The organism is Streptomyces aureocirculatus, from assembly GCF_000720475.1.
Classification (GTDB): Bacteria; Actinomycetota; Actinomycetes; order Streptomycetales; family Streptomycetaceae; genus Streptomyces; species Streptomyces aureocirculatus.
The window spans coordinates 43,644-63,776 of the sequence record NZ_JOAP01000003.1; the positions used below are offsets into that span (position 1 = coordinate 43,644).

A 20,133-nucleotide genomic window follows, 5' to 3' on the forward strand; every position below is an offset into this window, starting at 1 on the left:
GTCAGGGACAGCTCAGTGGCAGCTCAGTGGCAGCGGGCCAGGCGATCGAGGAGCCGCGCGCACGAAGCGGCGATACGCCGGATCCGGGACTCGTCGTCGACGTCGGCGCTGTACTGCCACTTCAGCCGTACGGTGACCGCGGCGCTCTCCGCCTTCGTTTCCGCCTTCGTTTCCGCCTCGGTCTCCGTCTCGGTCTCCTTCTCCCTCTCCGTCTCCGTCTCCGCGTAGATCTTGATGCGGTACGGCTGGGTGCGGTCGAGGGTCATCTCGGTGCCGACGTCGCCGTGGCGCGGCCGGAAGGGGCCCGCGGCCTCCAGTTCGCGCATGTGCGAGCCGAGGAAGTTCAGATAGACGTCCGGGGCGGGCAGCGCGGCGAGCCTGGCGCGTACGCCCGCGTCGTCGTGCAGGTGGCGCAGGGCTCCCCAGGTCTGCTCCAGGTCGCGGATCTCGGCGATCTGCGCCCGCAGCGCGGCGGCGGTCCCGGCACCCGTGGCGCCGGGTCCCGGCAGGGCGAGTACGTACGGCGTGATGCTGTTGAGCCAGCCCACCGCGTCGAAGTGGCCGGGCCCGCCGGTGAGGTCGGTCCTGCCGTGGCGGCACACCTCGACGGCGCCGCCGCGGGTGCCCGACTCCTCGGCGACGGCCGCCGCGACGGCCGAGATCAGCAGCTCCTCCTGGCGCGGGGCACTGATGCCCGCGGGCAGCGGGACCTCGGTGTCGAACGCCCTGATGTGGCTCAGGTGCATGCTGCCGTCAGGACGGTCGGCGGGCAGCGGGGCGCACTGCGACCAGGGCAGGGACTCCCAGCGGCGTACGAGGAACTCGTCGAGCGGGCCGTTGGCGAACCGGCGCAGTGTGCCCGCGTGCGCCGCCCAGGAGGACGCGGGGGCGGGCGGCACCGCCCCCTGCTCCGCGCCGGCGGCCGCCGCGTAGAGCGCTCCGAGGTCTCGGGCGATGATCTTCAGGGACATGCCGTCGGCGATGAAGTGGTGGAACACGAGCAGCAGTTGGTGGCCGCCGCTCCCGGAGAAGTGGGCCGCACGCCAGACGGGTCCCTCGCGCAGGCTCAGCGACTGCTGGAGGAGGTCGGCCTCCTTCAGGAAGGCCCGCTCGACCGCGTCGACGTCATCGGTTTCGGGGAGTTCGTACCAGAACAGGGGCGCGCCCGTCGGCCGGTCCGTGACCGGTACGGGCGCCCCGGCGGGGCCGGTGAGCCGCAGGCGCAGCGCGGGGTGCCGCTCGGCCAGCGCGTCCAGGGCCTCACGGAGCGCGTCCCGGTCCACGGTGTCCGCTACGTCCAGGAGCAGCGAGACGTTGTAGTGGTCGGCGTCCCGGTAGTCCCACTCCAGGAAGCGGAGCTGGGCCGGGGACAGCGCCGTCGGCAACTCGGCGGTGGCCGCCGGAGCGGCGGAGGGGGCGGGGCCGCGTGCCCCGACCGTGTCCGCGAGCTCGCCGAAGGTCCGCGTGCCGTACAGGTCGGCGACGCGCAACTGGATGCCGAGGTCCCGTGCCCTGATGGTCATCTCCATCGCGCTGAGGCTGTCCCCGCCGAGCGCGAAGAAGTTGTCCGCGGCGGTGACGTCGGCGACACCGAGGACGTCGCGCCACACCCCGGCGAGACTTTCCGCCCCCGCGGACCGGGGCCGCGCCGCCGCACGCAGCGCACGGCGGTCGGTCTTGCCGTTGGGGCTGAGCGGTATCTCGGGGACGGCGACGATGCGGTGGGGCAGGGCGTGGGCGGGCAGGTGCCGGGCGAGGTGGGCACGCAGATCGGCGGTATCACCCGCCACGCCTCCCACGCCCTCGGCGCCCTGCGCGCCCGCCACGCCTCCCACGCCCTCGGCGCCCTGCGCGCCCGCCGCGCCTCCCGCGCCCTCGGCGCCCTGCGCGCCTCCCGCGCCCACCGCGCCTTCCGCACCCACCGTGCCTCCCGCGCCCTGCGCGCCCACCGCCCCCACCGCAAGTACGACATAAGCCACGAGCCGCAGCGCATGATGCCCCCGCTCCGCGACGACGGCGGCGGCGCGGACCGACGGGTGTCGCAGCAGCCACCCCTCCACCTCGCCCGGTTCGACCCGGTGCCCCCGGATCTTGACCTGGTCGTCGGCGCGCCCCTCGTAGGCGATGCGGCCGTCGGGCAGCCTGCGGCCCAGGTCGCCCGTGCGGTAAAGGCGCTCGCCGGGGCGGAACGGGTCGGGCAGGAAGCGCCCGGCAGTCAGCTCGGGACGGTCGAGGTAGCCGAGGGCGAGGCCGGGACCGCCGAGGTGGATCTCGCCGGTCTCGCCGTCGGCACAGCGCGCGCCGTCGCGCAGGATCTCGACGACCGTGTGCGGCACGGGTCGGCCGATGGTGATGTCGGCGCCCGGTGCCTGTCCGGGTACGGAGGTGGCGGCGCCCGGTATCTGTCCCGGTACGGAAGTGGCGGCGCCCGGCCCGCCGGATGTGGGCACCCGCTCGTACAGGGAGAAGATCGACGTCTCGGTGGGGCCGTAGATGTTCCACAGCGCGGCCGCGGGCGCGAGTGCCTCCGCGAGGGCGGGCGACAGGCTCTCGCCGCCCGAGACGATGCTGACACCGCGCGGCGGCCGCCAGCCGAACGCGGTGAGCGCGGCGAACATCGAAGGCGTGCCCATCACGAACGAGGCCCGACGCGCGTCGAGCGCCGCTTCGAGCAGTTCGGGGTCGCGGGCCACGGCCCGGTCGAGCAGATGCACCGTACCCCCGCTGATCAGCGGGAGCAGCAGCTCCAGTTGGGCGAAGTCGAAGGAGAACGCGGCCATGGCGAGCACCGAGTCGTCCTCGGTGAAACCGAACGCGTCCCTGCTGTGCCGCAGGATGTCGACGATGCCGCGGTGGGCGAGCACGGCGCCCTTGGGGGTGCCGGTGGAGCCGGACGTGTAGATGACGAAGGCCGGTTGGTCCGGCGAACAGGCCACCGACGTGAGCCCAGTGGAAGCCACCGGCGCGCTCCCCGGGGAAGCCACCGGCGTGAGGCCCGTGGAGACCACCGGCGTGAGCCCCGCGGCCTCCCCGCTGGGCGCACCCGGCTCGTCGACGTGCACGAGCCGCGTCCCGTCCCCGTACGGAGGCTCCGGCAGGGTCCTGCGGGTGAGGACGGCCGCGGGCCGGGCGTCCTCGATCATGAAGCGCAGCCGGTCGGCCGGGTACTCGGGGTCCAGTGGCAGGTACGCGCATCCGGCGCGCAACGCGGCGAGCAGCCCGGCCACGAGGTCACGCGTACGGTCCAGATGGATGCCGACCCGGTCACCGGGACACACCCCGGCCCGACCCAGCAGCACGCTCAACTCGTCGGCACGGGCGAGCAGTTCGGCGTACGTCCAGGAGCCCGTGGTGTCCTGGACGGCGATCCGCTCGGGCGCGCGGGCCGCCCGGTCCGCGACGAGGCCGTGCACGGTCTCCGAATCAGGCGCCTCGGGAATCCCAGGCAGAATCTCAGGCTGAATCTCAAGCAAAATCTCACGCACCCCGAATGCCTCCTGGAACAACGCCAGTTCCGCCTCGACGCACTCCACGATGGTCGTGCTCCGCTTGAACCCGTGCCGTTCGCCGTCGAAGACCAGGTGCCGGTACGGTGCCGCCTCCGGCCGTACCCCCGCCAGGAACCGCTCGGCCTGCGCGGGCGGGCAGATCGGGTCGGCGCTGCCCTGGAGCAGCAGGAACGGCACGGCGACACGGTCGGCGGCGTGGGCGGGCGAGCGCGTCAGATAGTCGCTCTCGGCCTCGGGCCAGGGTCCGACGAGGGTGTCGAGGTAGAACGCCTCGAAGCCGTGGTTCTGGGTGTTCCGCCAGGTCACCGGGTCCAGTACGGGGTAGTGCAGCGCCGCGCAGCGGTAGGTGTCGAGGGTGGTCAGGGAGACGGCGGCGGTCCAGCCGCCGGCGCTCGCCCCGCGGATGGCGAGCCGGTCGGGGTCGGCTGCGCCCTCCGCCGCGAGCGCCTCGGCGACCAGGGCGCAGTCCGCGACGTCGGCGATGCCCCAGGCGTGCCGGAGGCGTTCGCGGTACTGCCTGCCGTACCCCGTCGAACCGCTGTAGTTGACGCCGACGACGCCTATCCCGCGGCTGGTGAGGAACGCGGTCCGCAGGTCGTACGCCATGGGGAAGCGGCTGGTGGGGCCGCTGTGGGCGAAGACCACGTAGGGCGGCCGTTCCCCGGGCGGCCCGGTGAAGGCGGGGTTGCGCGGCGGGAGGACGACGGCGTGCACCGGGCGGCCGTCACTCCCGTGGAAGGTGCGGGCCTCGGGCACCGGGAGCAGATCCGCGGGTACGGTCGCGCGCGGCTGCGACAACGTCGTGCACGTACCGTCCGAGGTGTCGACGCACACGGCCGTGAAGTCGCGGTCCGCCCGCGCGCCGATCGCGACCAGCCGGTGGCCCTGGCTCACGAGCAGGGGCTCGTACTCGGTGAACGGGCAGGGCAGTGCGGTGAGTTCCCCGGTGGCGGGGTCGAGTACCGAAAGGGACATGGAGTGGGTGCCGTGCAAGACGGCGAGCCGCCCCCCGGGCAGCGGTGCGCACCAGGTGAGCCCGATCTTGGTGAGCGCCCCGGCGAACTCCTCCGCACGCGGGCACACCGCGACCACCCGCGGGGAGCCACCGCCGAGGTCGGCGCGGTGCACGCCGAGTTCAGCCCGGCGCACGTTGAGTTCGGCCCGGTGCACGCCGAGTTCGGCGCGGTGCACGTTCCACCAGCCGGAGCGGTCGGTGATCACATAGAGGCCGCCGTCGTCGGTCCACTCGACCTGGGCGACGGACTCCCCGGGCCCGCCCGCGACGACGCGGGCCGCGGTCAGGGTGCCGTCGTCGCGGATCTCGGCGACACAGGCCTCGCTCGCGTCCCACGGCATGTCGGGGTGGTCCCAGCCGATCCAGGCGACGTGCCGCCCGTCCGGCGCGATGCGCGGCCCCGTGAGGAAGTCGTGCCCGGAAGCCAGTGTGCGCACGAGCGCGCCGTCCCCGGCGGCCGATCCGTCCAGCGGCACCGCCACCAGTTCCCGTACGGGAACACCTCCCGGAGCGGTCTGCTCCCGTACGCACCAGACCTCGGCCGGTACCGCCCCGGCGGCAGCGGGCAGCACCGGGTCGACGAAGGCCGGCCCGGCGCCGGGTGCGCACGCGGGCGTGAGGGGCCGGGGCGCGGCGCCGGGGGTGGCCGGGTCGTGGCGGTAGAGCCGCTGGTCGTCGGCGTGCACGAAGACGATCAGCGGGCCGTCCCCGGTGGCCGCGCCCGCCCAGGCCCGGCCGCCGTACTCCATGACCCTGCTGCGCACGTTCCACGGCGCGGGCAGGGCGCTGTGCGCGCCGCCGCCGGGATCGGCGCGCATGAGCGTCGTACGCCCGCCCTCCTGGGGCAGCCGCTCCGACCACCAGATCTCGTCGCCGACGAACCCGGGCCAGTTGGGGTGACTGTCCGTCGCCGCGACGTCAGCCGCCGAAACGGGTGAATTCCATGCCCCGTAGGGAGCGGCCTTGCTCATGACTGCTTCCTTCCGCTTCCTGCCGCGTCAGTGCACGGCGCGGAGCGCCCTCAGCACCAGCGATTCGTCGAGTCGTACGGGGTTGTTGGCGGCCCGTGCCGTGGAGCCGAGGCCCGCGGCGACGTAGTCCGGCAGCTCCCGGTCGGTCAGGCCGTAGTCGGAGAGCCGTGGCGACCAGGCCGACTGCGCGAGCAGCTCGCCGAGCCTGCCGGGTACGTCGACGGGGTCGAGGCCGAAGGCTGCGGCCACCGCGTCGAGCTGGGCCCTGACGTGGGCCCGGCCCCTGTCGTCCTCGCAGTGGGTGCCGTACCGCTCGGTGTTGTAGGCGTACAGCCACTGGAGGTTGAGCAGACAGGCCACGCCGTGCGGGACGCCGTAGCGGCTGGTGAGGCGGTAGGCGAAGGCGTGCGCCGCGGTGGTGCGGGTGACGTTGATGGCGCGGCCCGCGTCGATGGCCGCGCGGGCCAGTTGCTCCCGTACGGCGGGCGACGTGTCCTTGACGCCGTCGCCGAGCGGGCCGGTGAGGGCGCCGAGGGCACGCAGCGCGTCGGCCCGCGAGCCCTCCTGCGAACGGCGGGCCCACAGCGACTCGACGGCGTGGCACAGCGCGTCCATGGCGCAGCTCGTGGTGACCTCCGCCGGGCAGGTCGCGGTCAGCTCCGGGTCCACGACGGAGCGGGTCGCCGCGGCCGTCGGGTGGTCGAAGGAGAACTTGTGCTCCCCGTCGAAGACCGTCGCGAACTGCGTCACCTCGCTGCCCGTACCGCTGGTGGTGGGGACGAGGACGAGGTCCCCGGCCACCGGCAGCGGGGCCGCGCCCGTGCCCAGGCAGGCGCGGGCGGCGGCGCCGTCGGCGGGCAGGGCGCGCACCATCTTGGCCACGTCCATGGCGCTGCCACCGCCGAGCCCCACGACGAGGTCGGGGCCGACGCGGTCGCGCAGGGCGCAGCCCGCCAGGACGTCGTCGAGCGCCGGGTTGGGCCGGAAGCCGGAGAACAGATGGTGGCGCGGGGACTCCAGCCAGTGCCCGAAGCCCGCCCGCCGCAGGCCGCCCTCGGTGGCCACGACCAGGACGCGGCGCGCGCCGTAGGAGTCGACCATGGCGTCGAGGCGCCGCACCGCGCCCGCCCCGAACACCACCTCGACACCACTGTGCCTGCCCGGTACGCCGTGCCCGTCGTGTCCGTCGTGTCCACCGAGCCCGCCGTGCCCTCCGGAGTCAGCCGCCACCGGAGTGCTCCTCGCCCCGCAGCCGGGACCCACCCCGAGGCCGGGACTCACCCCCAGGCCGGGACTCACCCCCAGGCCGGGACTCGCCCCGCAGCCGTGCCGCGAAGCCCTCGCGGATATCGGTCGTGGTCATGGCGGCCGTGGCCCGGGAGAAGGCGGAGGCCCCGGCCTTGGCGACGGGGACGACGATCAGGTGCGGCCCGCCGCCGCCGAGCGCCGTGGTGAGGGCCTCGGTCACCTCGTCCACGGAGTCGCAGACCCGTGCCGAGGCGTAGCCGGCGCCCTCGGCGACGGTGGCGAACCTCGTGGTGTGCGCGGTGGTGGCCTGGCCGCCGGTGGACTCGTACGAGCCGTTGTCGAAGATGACGTGGACGTAGTGGTCCGGTGCCGCGGCGCCGACCGACGACAGCGTGCCCAGGTGCATGATGGCGGCGCCGTCGCCGTCGAGGACCACGACCGGCGTACCCGGTTCGCGCAGGGCGACGCCCAGGCCGAACGCGGCGGCGTGCCCCATCGAGCCCTGCATGTAGAAGTGGCTCTTGGAGCCGGTGACGCCGAACAGCTCGCGGGAGGTGTAGCCGGTGGTGGAGACCACCGCGGCGCCTTCCAGGAGGTGCTCGATCGCGCGCAGCACCTCGACCCGGCCGAGCCCCGGCTCACGGGGGGCGGCAGCAGCCTCGGCGGGCTTCTCGCCGTCCTTGCCCCCTGCTCCGGCGGCCTTCTCGATGGCCCCCTTCTGGGTCAGGACGAACACGGTGCGCCCGGCGGCCAGTTCGGTCTCCGCGTGGTCGAGCACGTCCGCGAAGTCCTCGGCGGTGGCGGTCGCCGGGACGGTCAGGTGCGGTACGTCCAGCGCGTCGAGGAGCTTGTGCGTGGACGTACCCATGATCTCGTGCTGGGGCTCGTCCTGGCTGGGGTCGGGCCAGCCGCGCAGGCTCATGAAGACCAGGACCGGGATCCCGTACGTCTCGGTGAGCGAGGCCAGCGGGTTGACGAGGTTGCCGAGCCCCGAGTTCTGGGCGATGACCGCGGCGCGGTGCCCGGCGACGGCGGCGCCCGCGGCGGCGGCGAGGGCCGCGCCCTCGTTCGCGGCCGGGAGGTAGACGCCGTCTCGGGTCAGCCGCTCGATCGGGCCGCTGAAGTAGGAGCAGGGGACGCCGGCGACGAAGTCGAAACCGCGGTCCGCGAGCGCCGTGCAGAAGTCGTCGTTGGATATCACGCTTCCAGGGCCAGCCAATCCTGAAGTCGCTGTAGGGCGAACACGTCGGACACGGGGGCGATCTCGGACTCGACGCCGAGGGACGTGCCGTCCCGGTAGATGGTGCCGAAGGTGGTGCGCAGGGCCTGGACGGTGGCGCGCAGGCCCTGGTTGGCGTAGATCACGACGGAGACGCCGTGTTTGGTCGCCTCCGCGGCGGACCACTGCGGGTAGGTGGTCGGCACGATGACGACGGGCTTGCGGCCGTCCCAACCGTCGAGGAACTCGACGATCTCGCCCTCGTCCTTCTTCTTGGAGTGGATCAGGATCGCGTCGGCGCCCGCGTCGGCGTACGCCGTGCAGCGCTTGAGTGCCTCCTCGACGCCGAGGCCGTCGATGAGGGCCTCGGTGCGTGCGATGACGTAGAAGTCCTCGCCGCGCTGGGCGTTCTTGGCCGTCTCGATCTTCTGCGCGAAGTCGGTGAGCGGCAGCAGGGTCTGTGCGACCTCCGCGAAGCTGTTCACCTTCGGGTACAGCTTGTCCTCGATGGCCACGGCGGTGATGCCGGCGGCCTCGTACTCGTGGACCATGTGCGCGACGTTCAGGTTGTTGCCGTAGCCGGTGTCCACGTCGGCGACGACAGGGATGTCGATCGCCTTCTGCATGTTGGCGGCGGCGGCCAGGTACTCGGTCATCGTCAGGACGCTGGCGTCCGGCAGGCAGCGCGAGGCGGAGACCTCCAGGCTCGATGACCAGACCGCCTGGAAACCGGCCTGCTGGGCGAGCGTCGCGCCCATCGCGTCGTGTGCGCCCGCGACCCGTACCAGGTCGCCTTGGGACATGACTTCACGGAAGGAGGCCCGATGAGAGGTCAAGGTTGCTGCTCCTTTGGGTCTCGCCGGAGGCACGGTCGTACGACCGTTTCCCGACGGCGGTTGGAAGGTGCGTTACGGCACACGGATGTGCGGCGGTGAACGGCGAAGAAGCGAGCGGACGGCAGGGGGCCGCCGCCGTGGTGCCCCGGCGGCGACGGTGGACCAGGAGATGTCGGACGTCGGACGTCGGGTCAGGAGACGCCGGACGTCGGACCTGGAGACGGTGGACGTCGGACCAGGAGGCGTCGGACGTCGGGTCAGGAGACGTCGGCGGCGATCCACGTGCGCAGCATCAGCCGCTGGTGGCCCTGGTCGCTGTCCTGGAACTCCACTCTGCCGTGCAGGGTCCACCGGTTGTCGATGAAGATCATCTCGCCCTCCCCGAGCCGGTCCTGCGACCGCAGCTCCGGATCGTCGAGCAGGGCGTCGAACTGGTCGAACGCCTCGATCTGGGCCTCGGTCAGGGGCGGAACGCCGTCCCTGCGGTGCCCGATCTCGATGTATTCGCGCAGGTAGTGCACGCGGTCCCGGCCGTCGTCGGTGTGCTCCAGGACGGGGCGAAGGACCGTGCGGGCGGCGCCCGGGGTGTCGTCGCGGGTGTCGAAGTACACGGGCCTGCGCAGCGTGTCGAGCACGCCGGGCCGATCGCTCAGGCGCGCCACGATGTCGGCGAGCCGCACGAGCACGAGGTCACCGCCGACGGCGGCCTGGTGCACGCAGGCGAGGGCGAAGTAGTCCGGCACGTCGGTGGGCCGGTGCGGGGAGTCGGTGTGCAGGCTGCCGCCGGTGCGGGAGTCGGAGTAGCGTCCCGTGGCGCCCTCACCGAGCTCGACGCCCCGGTAGCGGACCTCGCGCAGCAGCGTTCCCTCGCTGTCCTGCGGGACGAGGTCGCCGAGGGCGGCGGAGGCGGTGACGGCGAACTCCCGGTACTCCTCCTCGTCGAAGTGGCCGAGGCCGGTCAGGACGAAGAAGCCGGGGTCGCCCTCCAGGCAGCGGCGGGCGTGGGGCAGGAGTTCGGCACGCAGTTCTTCGCGCGTAGCACCCTTGCGCAGGTGCGCGGGGAGCTCGAAGCGCACCGGGTCGAAGGCGTGGTGCGTGGTCATGTGGGGGCCCTTCACAGAACTCGGCTTACGGAACGCGGCTTACTCGGGGCACGGAACTCGGGTCACAGAACTCGGGTCACAGAACTCGGCCGGACATAACCGCGGGCGGCTCGATGCCCAGGAGGTGGAGGCACGTCGGCGCGATGTCCCGGAGGTCGCCGGACGGCGCGAGAGCGCGGTCCGCGCCGAGCACCCACAGGGGTACGGGGCTCGATGTGTGCCGGGTGCTCGGCGTGGTGCCGTCGGCCTCGCGCATGGACTCGCCGTTGCCGTGGTCGGCGGTGACCACCAGGTACGCGCCGTGCTCGGCGGCGGCCTCGGCGATGTCCCGCAGACAGGCGTCGACCACCTCGGCGGCCTGCCGCACGGCGTCGTAGTTGCCGGTGTGCCCGACCGTGTCGATGTTGGCGATGTTGGCGACCAGGAACTGCGCCTCGCCCGAGCGGAGTTCACTGATCAGTTGCGCGGTGATCTCCCGCGCGGACATCTCGGGGGCCAGGTCGAAGCTCGGCACGTCGGTCCTGCTGGCCACCATGATGTGCCGCTCGCCCGGTTGGCGGTGCTGGGTGTAGCCGTTCAGGAGGTATGTGACGTGCCCGTACTTCTCCCGTTCGGCGATGTGCACCTGGGCGAGCCCGGCCGCGGCGACCGCCTGGGCCAGGGTGCCGTCCACGTGCTCCTGGTCGAAGACCACGGTCGCCGGGATGTCGTCGCTGTACCGGGTCATCGTGGTCAGCGGGCGCCCGGTCGCGGCCAGCGCGGTGGCGAGCTGGCGCAGCCCGTCGGGGCGGAAGTTCGTCATGACGATCTCGTCGCCGGGCGCGATGCGGGGCGCGTCCAGGACGATCGGCGGCAGGTGCTCGTCCGTGCCGCCCGCGGTGTAGTGCTCCGCGACCGCCGCCCGCCAGTCCCGCGTCGTCGCCGGTGCCGTCGCCGGCGCCTCGCCGTCGTCCACGCTCTCGCCCGTCAGGGCCGCGACGACACTCGCCGTGCGGTCCGTGCGGCCCGAGCGGTCCATGGCGAGCTTCCGCCCGACCACCGTGGCGAGCCGCGCGCCCTTCTCCTCCAGTCGCGCGAGGTCTTCGAGGGCGGTGCGTGCGGGTACGTCACGTCCGTCGCTGACGGCGTGCACATAGGTGCGGTCCGACCAGTTGTACTCCGCTGCCAGGTCGAGGACCGCGCCGATGTGGTCGATGTGCCCGTGGGCGCCGCCCTCGGAGGCGATGCCGAGCACGTGTACCGGGGTGCCCGCCGCGCGTGACCTGGCGAAGACGTCCGCGAGGGCGGGACAGCCACGGAAACCGCCCTCGGTGACGGCCCGGCGGATTTTCACCGAGGCCTGCGCGATGGTGCGCCCGGTGCCGATGGTGAGGTGCCCGACTTCGGAGTTCCCCACTTGCCCGGGCGGCAGTCCGACCACCGAACCCGATGCTTCGAGGAGAGTCGGAGGCGTGTCATCGGCGAGACGGGAGATAAATGGAATATCTGCTTCCAACAGCGGATTGTGGCTGCCTTCGGGAGCCCATCCCAGCCCGTCAAGCACCAGCAGCAGAAGGCGCTGCTTAGCGTCACGCACCCGAACCCCCCGGTTTCCGATCCGAAGCGCCTGATCGAGTCGATCAAGATCGCAGCATGCAGCTTCACTGAATGAACAGTGGGAGTCAAGGGGGTAACTTTGCGTCGTCAAACAAGTGAGCTAATGTCCAGTTTCGGACAGTTCTGACGGTTGATTCTCAAAGAAGCCGATAGTGACTGCTCATCGAATCCGGCTGCCGATCAATGACCATTGACGTGCAATGTCGGCACCGTTTAGTGTGCGTCGTCGTTGTGATCAGCAGGCCGCCAGCGGTCGAATCCACACTGATCCATCCGGCTTTTCCCGCGCGGCGGAACTTCCGGCTCCGGCGCAGTACACGCGCCCGCCAAGGCACCCAATGCCTTTATCGCCCGACATTTTCGAAGCGTCCGCGCGGAGTTGTCCGCCGCATTATCCGCCCGCATTATCCGCCGATAATTTCCGGTGTCCCGAGTATCCCTAGGAGTTGCTTTGACAGCGCAGTCGAACGCCGGCGTCGGGGAAGCAGGGACCATCGTCACCAGGCGCCTCGTCATCGCCGACATGGCCCACCAGTACTCGGTCACCCCGGTCACGGACGCCCCGGCGCTTGTGGCCGAGCTCGCCGCCGAAGCCGGTGACGCCACCCGGGCCATGGAGTTCCTGCGCCCGGAGCAGACCGCGTCCCAGGCCCTCGCGGTGGTCCGGGCGGCGGGACAGGTGCGGCCGCTCAGCCCGCCCGCCGCCCCCCTGCCGACCTGGTCCTGCACCCACTTCCCAGCGGATTTCACCGCCTATCTGGGCAGCGTTCTCGCGACGGAGGGCGGAATTCCGGATTCTGCCGACGCCACCCTTTCCGCGCTCGGTCCGCTGCTGCTCCTCCGCACGCACACGGCCGCTTCGGGGCCCTTCACCGAAGTCCTGATATGCGCCAGATACCGCACGAACGGCACCTTGTTCGTGCGGACGGCACGATTCGCGCACGCCGCCGACATCGGCCTCGCCGACCTGGTCGCCCGCGCTCTGGAGTACCGCACCGAGCTCCAGGACCACATGCGGATCGAGAGCAACGCCCATATCAACTGCGAAGAGGACATCGAGATCGAGCAGAAGGTCACCCTGCTCGACGAAGCCTCCATTTGGTCCCTCACCAAGGACATGTGGACGGCCGTGGAAGCGGGCGACTTCCCCGGCTTCATCACGTACCCCGGTTACGAACTGACCCGCTGGCATTTCGTGCAGCACAACTTCGAGGTCACCGGGCCCGCCGACGAAGTGGGCCACTACGCCTTCCAGGAGAATCCCGGCAACCGCTACCAGCTCAAGATGAAGAAGTTCCCCGCCGACGCCCTGCGCCGCGAGGAGACCTTCCGCAAGGGCGTCGAGGTTCCCGGCGGCGACTTCGACGCGTATCTGTCCCAGGAGTTCCCGGCACTGACCTTCCGGCGCCTTCCGAGCTTCCGGCGCACCCGCTTCGACGTGAACGTGCACTCCCTGGCGACCGGCCACGGCTTCGGCATCGAGACGGACGAGGTGACCGTCGACGCGGCCGGCGGGCGCAAGCTGCGGCAGGTCGAGATGGAGTACCTGGAGACCTACCGGCACGAGGGACTCGACGCCGCCACCATCGACGGCGAGATGGAGCGGCTCACCCGCCTGGTGGAGGCCCACCTCGCCAAGGCCGGTATCGCCTACGAGCGCAACCACTACTCGAAACTGTCGTTCCTGCGCGACTGCGTGGCGGCCGGCGCGCCGGTCCCGCCGGCCACCTCCCGGCCCTGACCGGCTGCTGGACGATTAAGGACGTACGGCGTGAAGACAAGCCGACGGGGCATCCGCTCCTTCCGCGACATCACCCATGGCGATGTCGACCTGCGGCGCCCCATCGTGACGCTGTTCAGCGGCGGTCTGGACAGCTCCTACCTCCTGTACCGGCTGGTGCAGGCGGGGGCCACCGAAGTGCACGCCCTCAGCGTGGCGGTGGGCGGTGACGAGGAGCGGTCCCACATCGAGCGGGTCACGACCGCGCTCGGGGTGCGCCTGCACCTGGTGGACGGCCGGGCCGCGTTCGTCGAGGAGTTCGTACGGCCCGCGCTCACCGCACACGCCGTGTACCTGGACACGCACCCCGTCAGCTCCACCCTCAGCCGCCCGCTGATCGCCCGTATCGCCACCGAGGTGGCCGGGGACCTCGGCGCCGGGGTGATCCTGCACACCGCCAACCGCTCGCAGAACACCCTGCGCAGGCTGAACGGCGCCCTGGAACAGCTCGGCTTCGACGGGCACTTCGGCAGCCCCTACGACCTGGATCCCGTGGACCGCGAGCAGAAGATCAAGGAGCTGCGGCACATCGGCCTCGACGAGATGGCCGAGCGCTCGGCCAGCGGCGACTCCAACCTGTGGTGCCGTGAGTTCGAGTCCGGCATCCTCGACGACCCCGAGGACCACGCCGTACCCGAGTCCTTCTACCGGTGGAGCGCGCGGCCGTCACCGGGGGCCGCCGCCGGGCCCCGGAGCCTGATGGTGGCCTTCCGTGCGGGCCTGCCGGTGGCCGTCGACGGGGACGAGCTCTCCCTCACCGACGTCATCGCGCGCCTGAACACAGCCGTGGGCGCCCACGGTCTCGGCAGGTACACGGGCCTGGAGCACCTGCCCGGCGGCGTCAAGGTCCTTGAGGTGCGCGAGATGCCGGCGGCCTGGCTGCTGCTCGCCTCGCGCCGCCACCTGGAGACCGCGGTGCTCGACGCCGAGGTGCTCAGGGAGAAGCTGCACATGGAGCAGCTCTGGGTCCGCGAGGCGCTCGAAGGGCGCTGGTTCGGCGAACTCCGCGCCGCCTGCCAGGCGTTCGTCACCGAGGCCGTGGCGCCCGTCACCGGCTCGGTGACCTGGCGGCTCGACGGCGCGAGGACCACGACCACCGCCATCGTCGCGGACGCCCCCCGCTACGTACGCGACCGGGAGCACTGGGAGCGGGCCTCCATCAGGGACGAGCTCTCGCACCTGGGCGAGGGTTCGCAGACCGCGTACACCGCGTACACCGCAGATAGGGACATGCAGTGGTAGACCCCGCAGAAGCCCCCGCCCATCTCGACCCGGCCGCCAGCCCCGCCCACCCGGACCGGCGCCTCGTCCTCATCGACGCGAGCGTGGCCGCGGCACGCACCGCGCACTCCTTGCCGTACCAGACGTTCTTCGTGCAGCGGTCCGGCTCCCCCGTACAGGACCTAGTCGACGACCACTCCGGGTACTACACGGCGGACTACACGGCGGACTTCGCGGAGGACTTCGCGGAGGACGGCGCGGGGGACGGCGCGGAGGACTCGGTACCAAAGGCGTTCACCGACTTCGTGACGCAGGTGCTGCGCCCGCTCGCGCCCATGGCGGTGGTCGGTCTCTCCCCGGCGGGGCGGCGAGCCGCGGCGATGGCGAACTCCCTGCTCGGGACGGCCGGTGTCCCGCCCGAGGACCTGGAGCGCCTGACGGAGCCCGCACCGGAAGCCCCAGCGGGAGCCGCACCGGAAGCCGCACCGCCCTCCGCCCCGACCGGCCTCCTCGGCAGCACCGGGACCCGGACGCCGAACCGGACATCGAAGCCCGCCGCCCTGTTCATCAACCACCACTCCTACGCGCACTTCCACCGCGGCGGCCGCCACTTCCTGCCGACGTCGGAGCTGGACGTCCACCTGGTGACCCGCAACCAGTTCCACGGGGGCGTGCGCGGGCTCACGGAGAACCCCGTCGCTCAGGTCGCCATGTGCGACCCGGAGGAGGAGGACCGCTGGCGCGCCGTCTGCGAGTGGACGCTGCGCAACCACCCCGTCGGCCGGGTCGTCGCCGTGCACGAGCGGGCGGTGCTGCTCGCGGCGGAGATGCGCTCGAAGTTCGGGCTGCCGGGGATGGACTTCGAGACGGCGACCCTCTTCCGCGACAAGCTGCGCATGAAGGAGGCGGTGCACGCCTCCGGGGCGGCCGAGGTGCCCGTTTTCTCCGCGCTGGACAGCCCGGACGACCTCCTGAACGTGGACTGGAGCACCGGCCGCAAGGTCATCAAGAGCCGCTGGGGCCTGGCGGCCAAGGACCTGTTCATGGTCGACACCCTGGACGAGGCCCGCGGCGTCGTCGCGGGCCTCGACCTGTCCGGTGCGCACTACGGCATCGAGGAGTTCGTCACGGGCCAGATCTACCACTGCGACTCCGTGGTGCGGGACGGCGAGATCCGCTTCAGCAGCGTCGGCCGCTATCTGACCGACCCCGCCGGGTACCGGCCCGGCGGCATCTTCGGCACCGTCCTGGTGCGCGAGGGCGAGCTGGCCAAGCGCATCACCGAACTCAGCGCCTCCGTGCTCTCCGCGCTGGGGATCAAGGACGGCACCACACATCTGGAGCTGTTCCACACGCCCGCGGACGAACTGATCTTCTGCGAGGTCGCGGGCCGCCCGCCGGGCGGCGTCATCCCGCCGGTCATCGAGTGGCAGTACGGCTTCAACATCGTCGAGGCGCAGATCCGCCTCGACGCGGGCCTGGACGTCTCCCTGGGCACGGACTCGGCGGCGCCGGGCGGCGGCACCTGCGGTTTCCTCGCGTTCTACCCGGGCGGCGGCGAGAGCCGCGCCATCACCCCCGGGCGCCTGGCGGAGCTGGGCGTCGTCGAGCACATCGCGACCAGCGGCGCGGGCAACGGCCGCGGCGGCGTCCGCCACTCGACGGACTTCCTCGACTCCTACGTGATCAGGGCGCCGGACGATGAGACGCTGCTGCGGCGGATCGACGACATCCAGGACGAGTACAGACGGTGAACGGCCGTGGGGCGGCCCCGCACGGCGCCGCCCCACCTGGGCATGACATAGGTCACAGCGATCGACACGCCCAAAGCGAAACGGCCGCCATCGTGAATCACGATGACGACCGTTTCGTCGTGGTGCGCGAGGGGGGAGTTGAACCCCCACGCCCTTTCGGGCACTGGAACCTGAATCCAGCGCGTCTGCCTATTCCGCCACCCGCGCATGGGTGTTGTCTTTGGGTCCCTCACTGAGTGGTGCGAGCGCCTGCCGACATCCAGAAGATTAGCACGCTGGACAGGGTGGATTCACATCCGTATTCGGGGGCACCTGCGAGCCGAGGAGCAGCCCCGGAGTACGCCACCCGGACGAGGGCGGGACGAGTTCCGGCCGAACCCCCCGCCCGAAGCAACCGAGCCGCCCGTCAAGTCCTCCTCCCAGGTCCACAGCCGCGTGCGGGACACTGTCATCGGACCCCCTCTACGATCCCTGTTAAGAGGGAACCCGGAGGATCGCGGAAGACCGGTGCGGGCAGGCCTTGTGAGAGGCGACACTCGTGGTCTGGGCGGACAGGGGGAACCACCTGATTTCCCGGCGCGTGGATACGATCAGTAAGCAGTACGAGGATGACAACGACGGAGGAGGTGCCTCATGGGAGTCCTGAAGAAGTTCGAGCAGCGACTCGAAGGTCTGGTCAACGGCACCTTCGCCAAGGTCTTCAAGTCCGAGGTCCAGCCCGTCGAGATCGCCGGTGCGCTCCAGCGTGAGTGCGACAACAACGCGACGATCTGGAACCGCGAGCGGACCGTGGTGCCGAACGACTTCATCGTGGAACTCAGCACGCCCGACTTCGAGCGTCTGAGCCCGTACTCCGGGCAGCTCGGCGACGAGCTCTCCGGCATGGTGCGCGAGTACGCCAAGCAGCAGCGCTACAGCTTCATGGGGCCCATCAAGGTGCACCTGGAGAAGGCGGAGGACCTGGACACGGGCCTCTACCGGGTGCGCAGCCGCACGCTCGCGTCCAGCACCTCACAGACTCCCGAGCACGCTCCCGGCGGCCCCGCGGGCCCCGGCGGAACCCCCGCACCCGCCGGCGGCGGCCCCACGAGCGCGGGCCGGGCCCCCGGTGGCTTCGGCTCCCCGCAGGGCCCTTCGGGCGCACCTCCCATGCCTGCCGCGCCGCCTCCCGGCGCGGGTGCGGGCCGCGGCGCGGGGCAGGCGCCGGGCAGACCGCCGGGTCCCGGCGCCGGCGCGGGCGGGCAGGTGCGGCGCTGGATCGAGATCAACGGCAACCGCCATCAGATCTCCCGCCCGACGCTGGTGCTGGGCCGCAGCACCGACGCCGATGTGCGGATCGACGACCCCGGCGTCTCGCGCCGGCACTGTGAGATCCGGACCGGAACGCCCTCGACGATCCAGGATCTCGGGTCCACCAACGGCATCGTGGTGGACGGGCAGCACACCACCCGCGCTACGCTCCGCGACGGCTCGCGGATCGTCGTGGGCAGCACCACCATCATTTACCGGCAAGCCGAAGGGTGAAGCGGGGGCAATGTCAGAGCTGACCCTGACGGTCATGCGGCTGGGTTTCCTGGCCGTTCTGTGGCTGTTCGTGATCGTGGCCGTCCAGGTCATCCGCAGCGACCTGTTCGGTACGCGCGTCACCCAGCGCGGCGCGCGCCGGGAGGGCGCCGGGCGGGCGGCGGCCCGCCAGCAGGCCGCGCCCCCGCCACAACGCGCGCAGAGCGGCGGCCGCCAGCGCCGCGGCGCCCCCACCAAGCTGGTCGTCTCGGAGGGCACCCTCACGGGTACCACCGTCGCCCTCCAGGGCCAGACGATCTCCCTCGGGCGGGCGCACGACTCGACCATCGTCCTCGACGACGACTACGCATCGAGCAGGCATGCCAGGATCTACCCGGACCGTGACGGCCAGTGGATCGTCGAGGATCTCGGGTCCACCAACGGCACGTATCTCGACCGGACCCGTCTGACCACCCCGACGCCCGTTCCCCTTGGCGCGCCGATCCGCATCGGCAAGACCGTCATCGAGCTGCGGAAGTAGTACGAAAATGAGCGAGCGGAGCGAGCGAGCCGACGCGGTCCAGGACTTGGACGCCAGCGCGCTCCCGACCGGAGGGTGGGCACCGTGCGGATGTACCCGGAGCCGACGGGCGAGGTGCGCATGAGTCTGTCACTGCGCTTCGCCGCCGGATCGCACAAAGGCATGATCCGGGAGGGGAACGAGGACTCCGGTTACGCGGGTCCGCGCCTCCTCGCCATCGCCGACGGCATGGGGGGCCAGGCGGCGGGCGAGGTCGCGAGCTCCGAGGTGATCTCGACGCTCGTCACGCTCGACGACGACGTACCGGGCTCGGACATCCTCACCTCGCTCGGCACGGCCGTGCAGCGGGCCAACGACCAGCTCCGGCTCATGGTCGAGGAGGACCCGCAGCTAGAGGGCATGGGCACGACGCTCACGGCCCTGCTGTGGACCGGCCAGCGCCTCGGCCTCGTACACGTCGGCGACTCGCGCGCCTATCTGCTGCGCGACGGCGTGCTCACGCAGATCACACAGGACCACACCTGGGTGCAGCGGCTCGTGGACGAGGGCCGCATCACCGAGGAGGAGGCGACGACGCATCCGCAGCGCTCGCTCCTGATGCGTGCGCTCGGCAGCGGCGACCACGTCGAGCCGGATCTGTCGATCCGTGAAGTCCGCGCGGGCGACCGGTACTTGATCTGCTCCGACGGCCTGTCCGGGGTCGTGTCCCACCAGACGATGGAGGACACCCTCGCCAGCTACCAGGGCCCCCAGGAGACCGTGCAGGAGCTGATCCAGCTCGCCCTGCGCGGCGGCGGCCCCGACAACATCACGGTGATCGTCGCCGACGTCCTGGACATCGACACCGGCGACACCCTCGCGGGCCGGCTCTCCGACACCCCCGTGGTGGTCGGCGCGGTCGCCGAGAACCAGCTCCAGGCGAACGACGACGGCGCCATGCAGACGCCCGCGGGCCGTGCCTCGGGCCTCGGCCGTCAGGCCTCGCCCCCTTCCGGCGGCGGCTTCGGCCCGCCCGGCAGCGGCGACGGCACTCCCGGGTACGACCCGGAGGGCGGTTCCTTCGGGGCGTACGGCGACGAGGACCTGATGAAGCCCGGCGGCGGCCGCAAGTGGCTGAAGAGATCGCTGTACACGGCGCTCGCCCTCGCCGTCATCGGCGGCGGCCTGTACGGCGGCTACCGCTGGACGCAGACGCAGTACTACGTCGGCACCAAGAACGAGCACGTCGCGCTCTACCGCGGCATCGACCAGGACCTCGCGTGGGTGAGCCTGTCGAAGGTCGAGAAGGACCACCCCGAGATCGAACTCAAGTACCTGCCGCCGTACCAGCGCAAGCAGGTCGAGTCGACGATCTCCGAGGGCAACCTCGACGACGCCGAGAAGAAGATCGGCGAGCTCGGCCTCCAGGCCTCGGCCTGCAAGAAGGACGCCGAGCGGCGCGAGATCGAGCGGGAGAACCGCGAGAAGGAAGAGCGCGAGAAGAAGGAACGCGAGAAGGAGAAGCGCGACGGCACGCCCGGCGCGGGCGGAGCGGGCACGGGCGGGGGCGGGTCCGGCGGCCAGGACGGCCAGGAACGCCAGGGGGAGTTCCCCGAGAACGCCGGCAGCTCCAAGCCCGACTTCCGCAACGCGAGCTTCGTCAGCGCCGCCACGCCTGTCACCTCGTACGCGTCGGTCACGTCCGTCGTCGACGAGAACGACGAGAACACCCGGGACGCCACGTCCAAGTCCACCGCCGCACCGACTCCCACACCCGGCCCCAGCCTCTCCGAGCAGGAGAAGGATCTGGTCCCGCAGTGCGGTAAGCAGTAAGCAGCCGTTGGGGGCCCTTGCACGC

The 20,133-nt window shown here is 71.7% G+C and carries 12 protein-coding genes and 1 tRNA gene; 6 read left to right on the forward strand and 7 right to left on the reverse strand.

What is annotated here, in order from left to right; translation table 11 throughout:
* Positions 1-23: 23 nt before the first annotated feature.
* The 6 genes from IG78_RS52395 to gpmI form a co-directional block, all read right to left on the reverse strand.
* Positions 24-5,495: a non-ribosomal peptide synthetase gene (locus IG78_RS52395; protein ID WP_063760692.1), complete on the reverse strand. Its 5,472-nt coding sequence runs from the start codon at positions 5,493-5,495 to the stop codon at positions 24-26.
* A 27-nt stretch (positions 5,496-5,522) separates the two neighbouring features.
* Entirely contained in the window at positions 5,523-6,725 is a 1,203-nt protein-coding gene (locus IG78_RS0103345; RefSeq protein WP_051852336.1) for a phosphonoacetaldehyde reductase, read from the reverse strand.
* On the reverse strand, positions 6,715-7,944 hold the full coding sequence (aepY, locus tag IG78_RS0103350) for a phosphonopyruvate decarboxylase (protein ID WP_078964779.1): 1,230 nt from the start codon (positions 7,942-7,944) through the stop codon (positions 6,715-6,717). Before aepY ends, IG78_RS0103345 begins: the two co-directional genes overlap by 11 nt.
* Positions 7,941-8,765: an isocitrate lyase/phosphoenolpyruvate mutase family protein gene (locus IG78_RS0103355; protein WP_063760693.1), complete on the reverse strand. Its 825-nt coding sequence runs from the start codon at positions 8,763-8,765 to the stop codon at positions 7,941-7,943. The genes aepY and IG78_RS0103355 overlap by 4 nt, the downstream gene beginning before the upstream one ends.
* Positions 8,766-9,055: 290 nt before the next feature.
* Positions 9,056-9,901 (reverse strand): TauD/TfdA family dioxygenase, encoded by an 846-nt coding sequence (locus IG78_RS0103360; protein ID WP_030559608.1) that lies wholly within the window; start codon positions 9,899-9,901, stop codon positions 9,056-9,058.
* Between the two features lie 76 nt (positions 9,902-9,977).
* Positions 9,978-11,477 carry a 2,3-bisphosphoglycerate-independent phosphoglycerate mutase gene (gene gpmI, locus IG78_RS0103365; RefSeq protein ID WP_030559610.1) on the reverse strand — a complete coding sequence of 500 codons (1,500 nt, stop codon included), beginning with the start codon at positions 11,475-11,477 and terminating at the stop codon, positions 9,978-9,980.
* 471 nt (positions 11,478-11,948) lie between these two features.
* On the opposite strand from gpmI, the gene IG78_RS0103370 reads away from it, so the two are divergent.
* The 3 genes from IG78_RS0103370 to IG78_RS0103380 are packed head-to-tail and all read left to right on the forward strand — an operon-like array spanning position 11,949 to position 16,252.
* Complete coding sequence (locus IG78_RS0103370) at positions 11,949-13,238, forward strand: hypothetical protein (protein WP_030559611.1); 1,290 nt, start codon at positions 11,949-11,951, stop codon at positions 13,236-13,238.
* Positions 13,239-13,268: 30 nt separating this feature from the next.
* Positions 13,269-14,519: an argininosuccinate synthase-related protein gene (locus tag IG78_RS0103375; RefSeq protein WP_030559612.1), complete on the forward strand. Its 1,251-nt coding sequence runs from the start codon at positions 13,269-13,271 to the stop codon at positions 14,517-14,519.
* Positions 14,513-16,252 carry an ATP-grasp domain-containing protein gene (locus tag IG78_RS0103380; RefSeq protein ID WP_030559614.1) on the forward strand — a complete coding sequence of 580 codons (1,740 nt, stop codon included), beginning with the start codon at positions 14,513-14,515 and terminating at the stop codon, positions 16,250-16,252. Before IG78_RS0103375 ends, IG78_RS0103380 begins: the two co-directional genes overlap by 7 nt.
* 120 nt (positions 16,253-16,372) lie before the next feature.
* On the opposite strand, the gene IG78_RS0103385 is transcribed toward IG78_RS0103380, so the two are convergent.
* Positions 16,373-16,459, reverse strand: a tRNA-Leu gene (locus IG78_RS0103385).
* A gap of 426 nt (positions 16,460-16,885) precedes the next feature.
* On the opposite strand from IG78_RS0103385, the gene IG78_RS0103390 reads away from it, so the two are divergent.
* From IG78_RS0103390 to IG78_RS0103400, 3 genes are all read left to right on the forward strand, one after another.
* A complete protein-coding gene (locus tag IG78_RS0103390) occupies positions 16,886-17,776 on the forward strand; it encodes an FHA domain-containing protein (protein WP_030559615.1) in 891 nt (296 codons plus the stop codon).
* A 10-nt stretch (positions 17,777-17,786) separates the two neighbouring features.
* On the forward strand, positions 17,787-18,296 hold the full coding sequence (locus tag IG78_RS0103395) for an FHA domain-containing protein FhaB/FipA (RefSeq protein WP_030559617.1): 510 nt from the start codon (positions 17,787-17,789) through the stop codon (positions 18,294-18,296).
* 75 nt (positions 18,297-18,371) lie between these two features.
* On the forward strand, positions 18,372-20,108 hold the full coding sequence (locus IG78_RS0103400; protein ID WP_030559618.1) for a Stp1/IreP family PP2C-type Ser/Thr phosphatase: 1,737 nt from the start codon (positions 18,372-18,374) through the stop codon (positions 20,106-20,108).
* Positions 20,109-20,133 lie beyond the last annotated feature (25 nt).

What these genes read in the sequence shown, in the direction of transcription:
- IG78_RS52395 (WP_063760692.1), bottom strand. Translation starts at nt 5,495, where the DNA reads ATGAGCAAGGCCGCTCCCTACGGGGCATGGAATTCACCCGTTTCGGCG.
- IG78_RS0103355 (WP_063760693.1), bottom strand. Translation starts at nt 8,765, where the DNA reads ATGTCCCAAGGCGACCTGGTACGGGTCGCGGGCGCACACGACGCGATG.
- IG78_RS0103360 (WP_030559608.1), bottom strand. Translation starts at nt 9,901, where the DNA reads ATGACCACGCACCACGCCTTCGACCCGGTGCGCTTCGAGCTCCCCGCG.
- IG78_RS0103390 (WP_030559615.1), top strand. Translation starts at nt 16,886, where the DNA reads ATGGGAGTCCTGAAGAAGTTCGAGCAGCGACTCGAAGGTCTGGTCAAC.
- IG78_RS0103395 (WP_030559617.1), top strand. Translation starts at nt 17,787, where the DNA reads ATGTCAGAGCTGACCCTGACGGTCATGCGGCTGGGTTTCCTGGCCGTT.